Source organism: Chamaesiphon sp. VAR_69_metabat_338 (assembly GCF_031423935.1).
GTDB lineage: Bacteria > Cyanobacteriota > Cyanobacteriia > Cyanobacteriales > Chamaesiphonaceae > Chamaesiphon.
The window spans coordinates 1-6,976 of sequence record NZ_JANPGM010000028.1 but is presented as its reverse complement, the minus strand read 5'-3'; the positions used below and the strand labels follow the sequence as shown (position 1 = coordinate 6,976).

At 46.6% G+C, this 6,976-nt stretch carries 6 protein-coding genes; 2 read left to right on the top strand and 4 right to left on the bottom strand.

Features of this window, described 5'->3' with window-relative positions:
- Together RMO84_RS00935 and RMO84_RS00930 are read right to left on the bottom strand one after the other, a co-directional pair.
- Positions 1–305 (bottom strand): hypothetical protein (locus RMO84_RS00935; protein ID WP_310486552.1); only part of this gene is annotated, 305 nt, incomplete at its 3' end.
- A 47-nt stretch (positions 306–352) separates the two neighbouring features.
- Positions 353–1,093 (bottom strand): Spy/CpxP family protein refolding chaperone, encoded by a 741-nt coding sequence (locus tag RMO84_RS00930; protein WP_310486551.1) that lies wholly within the window; start codon positions 1,091–1,093, stop codon positions 353–355.
- A gap of 275 nt (positions 1,094–1,368) precedes the next feature.
- Between RMO84_RS00930 and RMO84_RS00925 the strand changes: the two genes are divergently transcribed.
- The gene (locus tag RMO84_RS00925; RefSeq protein ID WP_310486550.1) at positions 1,369–2,655 is read left to right on the top strand and encodes a sensor histidine kinase; all 1,287 of its coding nucleotides are present in this window, start codon (positions 1,369–1,371) and stop codon (positions 2,653–2,655) included.
- Between the two features lie 232 nt (positions 2,656–2,887).
- Here the strand turns inward: RMO84_RS00925 and RMO84_RS00920 are convergent, their stop codons facing one another.
- Positions 2,888–4,294 carry a cation:proton antiporter gene (locus RMO84_RS00920; protein WP_310486549.1) on the bottom strand — a complete coding sequence of 469 codons (1,407 nt, stop codon included), beginning with the start codon at positions 4,292–4,294 and terminating at the stop codon, positions 2,888–2,890.
- 76 nt (positions 4,295–4,370) lie between these two features.
- On the opposite strand from RMO84_RS00920, the gene RMO84_RS00915 reads away from it, so the two are divergent.
- Positions 4,371–4,673, top strand: coding sequence for a DUF3288 family protein (locus tag RMO84_RS00915; RefSeq protein WP_310486548.1), 303 nt, complete (start codon positions 4,371–4,373; stop codon positions 4,671–4,673).
- Positions 4,674–5,287: 614 nt separating this feature from the next.
- Here RMO84_RS00915 and RMO84_RS00910 read toward each other — a convergent pair.
- On the bottom strand, positions 5,288–6,976 hold a 1,689-nt coding region (locus tag RMO84_RS00910), incomplete at its 5' end, for a tetratricopeptide repeat protein (protein ID WP_310486547.1).

Sequence of the window (6,976 nt, the reverse complement as noted above, 5' to 3'; positions counted from 1 at the left end):
TAGTATTCGCCCCGGTGGTAGTCGCGACGATCGTCATCGCGATCGCGGCGGTAATAGCCTCGATCGCGACGGCGTTCGGCTTCGCGTTCCCGCTGGATCTCGATCTCGCGGTAACGTTGCCAATCCCCACGATTGCCGTATTCTGGTTGCGCACCGACTTGCACTACCGCTCTAACGCGGGTGTCACCATAGCGATCTTGACCGATAAAAATAGAATTGAGGTTAATCGGAATTGCTTGCGACTTGGGAGCAATAGAGAGAACAGCGATCGCAGCTAGCGCGAGGGGAGTAATGAGTTTTAACATGACGGAGTTTGAATGGTAAATAAATAGGGTTAATTCGATCTTCGCAACTATACAGAGTGGTGGCGATGGTGTTTACCGTAGCGACCTTGGTGTGATTTGCGTTGAGCTTGTTGCTCTGGAGTCAGAATGGTATTTAACTGCTGTTCGCTAGATTGCCGGATTGCCCGCAGCTGCGCTTGTTGGTTTGCGGTCAAGTTGAGACTTTTCCAGGAGTTACCCATCTGGCGACGATCGTGACGCGCTATGAATTGCTGTTGCTGCTCTGGAGTCAAGACTGCGGCCATTTGGCTGCGAGCTGACGCTCGGAGCTGCTGGAATTTGGTCTGTTGCTCTGAGGTGAGATTCAACCGTGCCACACCACCTTTGCGCCAGCCACCGCCTTGAGTCAGTTGCGCTTGTTGCGTGGGAGTCAGGAGCGCATTGAGTTGCGATCGGTTTGACTCGCGGATGGCTTTGATTTTGGCTTTTTGGTCGGTGGAGAGATTCATCATCCCCATCTCACCAGCTTGTCTGCGAGCTTGGTGTTGTGCCTGGAGCTGGCTGAGTTGTTGGCGTTGTGCGGGAGTCATTAGTGCCTCGATCTGACTGCGAGTAGCTACCCGAAGTTGCGCGATCTTGGCTTGTTGTGCCGGAGTGAGCTTGAGATCGTCGATCCGATTCTTGTTTATCTCGCCATAAGCAATTTGTCTTGGCGCAGCATTATGGGTGAGGTAGTTATTTGTTGCAAATGCTGGTGCGGCAATCGTGATGGCCAGAAGTGGCAGCAATTTAACAAGTTGGTTTTTCATTACCGGAATCGGGGTTATTGGTAGCGAGCTGTGTTCGATCTCTATGCTGCTATCTTATGTTTTTTGCCTCTATTTCTACATCTAGCTAAGGTCACGATCGCCACCCTAAATAACCAACCGCTAGTCATAGTTAAAATCAGTTCAAAGCATGACTAAGGTAATGCTCGATGTGGAACAAATCCAGTTATGTTAGAAGAAACATCCAGAACTTGTTGTGGCTGCCAGTCACTTTTACCAACATCCGCAACGTCCTGCCACCCCAACAGCAATTTTGAATGCAAATCGAATTTCTCATGCGTCACCCTCTGAAATCGTTACTGTATGTCGAGTGGATTTTATTTGCAGTGGTAATGGCATTAGAAGTATCGCCCCGCGATGGGCAAATGCTCGAACCAAAATGGTTGAATATCGGGATTGTGGTGCTCTTGGCGGTGATGGGGTTGCGACTGCCTGCGGGTAAATTATGGGTAAGAATTCTCTATACGATCGCCCAAATTGTGCCCATATTTGTGGCTGCGGCGGTGGGAATGCGTCCGGTCGGGTTGCTGTTTATTATTGTGGTGATTAGGAGTTATCCGATCTTCGATCGCAAATATCGGTTGTGGATTACTGGCGGCATTTTTGCATTATGGCTGACGACGATGAGTTTATATCCCTATCATCAGCGCGGTCGTACAGATCGGGTCAATCGCGATCGACCAACGATAACCAGTACCAATCCGCGATCGCCAGCGACGGGTAATCCGCCACAGGTCGATCGATCGGAAGATTCACCCCAGGAAGCACGTCGCGAACGGGATGGCTTTCGGTGGGGTTTTGTCTCTTTATTTGGCGGGATCTTACTGAGCTTGCAACTATTAGTCGATCGGATTTTGGCCGAAAAACAAGCTAAAGAAGAACTCGCGATCGCCAACCAACGCATTCGCAGCTACGCCCTCAAAGCGCAGGAAAATGGCAGCTTACAAGAACGCAATCGGATTGCCCGCGAGATTCATGACTCCTTAGGGCACTCCCTAACGGCCCTCAATCTCCATCTAGAAATGGCCGTCAAACTCTCCCAAGTCCATCCCGAAAAATCGCGAGAAGTGTTACTCGAAGCCAAACGACTGGGTTCGATCGCCCTCAAAGATGTCCGCCAATCTGTCTCGACACTCCGCTCCGATCCCATGCACGATCGAGATTTAGCAACGGCAATTCAGGAGCTGGCAGATGAATTTAAGTTATCTAATTACATTCAACCGCTCTGTCAGATCGATCTACCTCCCAATCTGCCACCGTCGGTCACAATTACGATCTATCGCCTTATCCAAGAAGCTTTAACTAATATTAGTAAATATGCCCACGCGACGGCAGTGACGATCGACATCCATACCAAAGCTCATGCGATCGAACTCCAAATTACCGACAACGGACGCGGCTTCATTCCCACTAATAATGCCACTGGATTCGGCTTACAAGGAATGCGCGAACGCGTCCTCTCACTACAAGGTGAATTCGAGCTGATGAGCGCGCCCGATCGCGGTTGTCAGATCGTTGCTAGTATTCCGTGGTCTAAGGATTAAGCGTTGCTCGATACTACCGTTCACAAAATATTTGTGGGACGATTGTAGATGAAGTCGTTATCATTCTAAAGATAGTTGATAGTTGATAATTGATAGATCGTAGGGTGTGTTACGGCGAAGCCTAACGCACCGAACAATAAATCTCATGAATTATTTAGGATTGCAATGGTCGATCGTTAATGATTAAGCTTTGCCAATCCGATCGCTAATTTAACTCAAAATTTGACAATATTTATTTAATCTTTGGTGTTCGATCGTCTATTGGTGAATTGCTACTAGCATGACGATCGAAAGCGATCCGTAAAAAGGGTGGAGCTAAAAATGTGGTGACAATTACCATTAAAATAATCGCTACTTGCAATGGTTTATCGATCGCGCCACTAGCCGCACCAATACCAGCAAATACTAAGCCCACTTCACCGCGCGGAATCATCCCCACCCCGATCGCCAATCGATTGATATTGGGTTTGCCAAATACCACCCAGCCAGTAATTAACTTACCCACGACCGCGACTACGATCAGAAAGATCGCGATCGTCAAACCAGCTTGATTGGCAGGAATCGTCGGATTTAATACGCGCAAATCTGCTCTGGCACCTACCGTCACAAAAAAGATCGGGACGAATAGATCGGCGACGGGTTTAATTAAGGCATCCAATTCATTGCGCGCGTCGGTTTCATCTAAGACTAAGCCAGCAGCAAAAGCTCCTAAAATTGCTTCTAAATGAATGGCATTACTTAAAAATGCCATCAAAAAGGCAAAGCTAAAAGCAGGAACGATGATACTGCCACGCGTTTTTAAGTTTTCGACGATCGCCACAAATCCCCGATCGAATAATCCGCCTAATAACACCGCACCGACTAGAAATACCGTTGCGCTGACGATTAAATACAGCACATTACCCACATCGACAGAGCCGGTTTTAGCTAAACTCGCAACCACCGCCAAAACAATAATTCCCAACACATCATCAATTACCGCAGCACCGACAATAATTTGCCCTTCAGTAGATTTGAGCTGACCGATTTCAGCTAAAACTTTGGACGTAATCCCGATGCTCGTAGCTGTCAACGCAGCTCCCGCAAAAATCGCCGGAATCGCCGCCACATGGAAGATTGCCATCAATCCCACCGTCCCTGCTGCAAAGGGTGCCGCGACGCCCACACAGGCGACTACGACAGCTTGCACTCCCACTTGTTTGAGTTGGCGCAAATCCGACTCCAAACCGATCTCAAACAGGAGAATGATGACTCCCAGTTCGGCTAAAACTGAAATAATTTCGCTCTGAGACTCAAAAATACTCTGCGTCACTGGCGGTGATAGTTGGTAGATCCACTGCAATACAATCATGACACCTGAATCTGTAGCTGGTACCCCACTATCGGCAAACGCGATCGTCTGGAGCGCAGATATCCCCACCACAACGCCACCCACTAGTTCGCCCAAAACTGGTGGAAGATTTAAGTACAGTGAAATCTCTGCCCCGATTTTGCTGGCGATATAGATGATTACCAGACTGAGGAGTACGCCTGCAAGCAAGATCGGTGCCTGCTCTGCTGCCACAACAGCTAAAATAGGTTTGACTGCAAATAGATCGATTTCTGGCGCAGACAGTACATTCGACAGTAACGAGAGCATAGGCTAAGTGTCTACAAGTAAACTATTTTCATCCGACTTTTAAGTCCTTCATTTTAACCCTTAACTCCTAACCTTAATGGCAGAGCAAAGTAAACTCCCCCAAAGACATCCCCAAGAGAAAATCGATCGACTGATTGTCGATCGATTATTGGAGAGCGATCCGCAAGAAGCAATGGCATTAGCAGAACTAGCCAGACTACGAATTCGCTACAAAGGCTTTCCAGGTGCGACTGATATCCAGGAAAATCTCGATCGACTCCTGATCGAATGGCACATGACGGAAGAACAATTATTTGCCAAAACTCGCGAGTTACATGCTACGGAGCCGATTTATCAAGTTAAAGCCAAAAAATATCAAGAGCAAGAAGATTGGAACTAGCGCAATCTGCTGGTCAATAAAACATCGTCGCTAGTTAAATTCCGATCGCGAGAATTTAGAGCATATTTGGAAATCTGGAGAATACCGGATATTCAGAGGGTGTTTGAAAAGTCTTATTGGCTGCGATCGTAGGTTGTAAATCCCCCTGCTTGGTGCAACACATGCGGAGGGAACCTCCGCGTGATTGCATCCGCTAAATCCCCCTTTTTAAGGGGGACTTTGACTCTTACTCCCCCTTTTTAAGCTACCGTGTATACACAAGTATAGAGAGAAGCGAAAACCCTAGAGATCCCCCTAAATCCCCCTTCAAAAGGGGGACTAAGAGTCCGGTTCCCCCCTGCTTGGTGCGCTTCCTTGCGCGGGGAACCCGCGCGGAGCGCATCCGCTTTTTAAGGGGGGTTAGGGGGGATCTAGATCTACGAATGTGTATGCACGGTAGCTTTTTAAGGGGGGTCAGGGGGGATCTTCTAGGGGCTAAGCTTAACTAAATTTAGTTTTCAGACATCCTCTGATAACACCATACAGATGTTTTCGAGCGCACATAGCAATCCTAAACGAGCATCTTAATCGTAGGGTGTGTTATCGCGAAGCGTAACGCACCAAAGACTAATAAACTAGTTAAGCTTAGAACCTATTTCTAGCTTCTGAATTAATTGTTGGTACTTTTGATAAGCGGTAGGATTGGATTTCTGAATTAATCCAGATTGCTTCTTCAACGAGCTGACAAGCTGCGGAGTGAGTTGAACTGCTTTTCTATAGTCAGAAATTGCGTTCTGTTTGTCTCCAGACATTTCTCTGACAAATCCTCGGATTGCATAACTTTCACTTTGTTTGGGATCGAGTTGAATTGCAATATCGAGATCTGCCAAGACATCTCGTTCGCTACCATTGAGAATCTTAAAAAATCCCCGATTGCTATAAGCTGGTGCTAACTTCGGATTGAGGGCGATCGCCCGCTCGGTATCTACCATTGCTGCGGTCAAATCGCCCAATTCAAATTTAGTATTACCTCGATTTGTGTAAGCATTATAGTTCTGAGGATTGATGGCGATCGCCCGATCGTAATCATTAATCGCGCCTTGTCGATCGCCTAATCCAGACTTAATGTTAGCACGATTAAAATAAGCATTTTCATTTTTAGGATTGAGCGCGATCGCCCGATCGCAGTCTGAAATCGCTCCTGTTTTATCACCTAAAGATAATTTAGCTTCGCTCCGAGCATTATAGTGTGAATCTTTCTTCGGTTCGAGCGCAATCAATTTGTTAAAGTCAGATAGCGCGCCCTGTCGATCGCCTAATTCAAATTTAATGCTACCTCGGAGAGCATATATATTTGAGTTTTTTGGATCTAATAAAATCATTTTATCTAGATCTAATATTGCCCCTGCCTTGTCTCCCAATTTGATTTTAAAAATAACTCTAGAACCGTAAGCTAATGGTTCTTCAGGGGCTACTGTAATTGCTTTATCATAGTCAGCTAACGCCCCTGGTTTATCGCCTAATTCTAATCTGAGGTTACCTCGTGCAGCGTAATTCCGATAGTCTTTAGAGTCGAGCGAAATTGCAGTATTGTAGTCTAATAATGCACCTTGTTTATTTCCCAATTGAGATTTGAATTTTGCTCGAACGACGTACCCTCTTGCTTCTTTAGGGGTTAGAGCGATCGCTTTTTCATAGTCTGCTAATGCGCCCTGTCTATCGCCTAGTTTGAGCTTGACATTGCCCCGACCGATATAACCTCTGGTAGCGTTAGGATTATCGATCGAAATTGATTTTCCATAGTCTTGTAAAGCACCTTTGGTATCGCCTAGTTTTAATTTCAGATCGCCCCGATGATGATAAGCCAATGGTAATAAATCGGGATCGATCGAAATAGCCTTGTCATAGTCCGCCATTGCGCCGCGAATATCTTCTAATTGTTCCCGAACGAAACCTCTTCCGGTGTGAGCGATTGAAGATTTAGCATCGATCGAAATCGCCCGATTGTAGTCGGCTAGCGCGCCTTGTTTATCGCCAAACTGAAGTTTAATTACGCCGCGACTGCTATAAACTGCCGATTCATTGGGATCGATAATGGCGGCTCGATCGTAATCTGCTAAAGCTCCTGACTTATCGCCGATCTTCGCTTTGAATGAACCCCGACCTGTGAAAGGATAAGTTTGGTTGGGTGCTATGGCAATTGCTTTGTCAAAGTCTAACAATGCTCCTTGACGATCGCCTAATTGAGCTTTGATATTGGCTCGCATGGTATAGCCAACATTTGATTTTGGATCTAGCAAAATTCCTTTGTCTGCATCTAATAA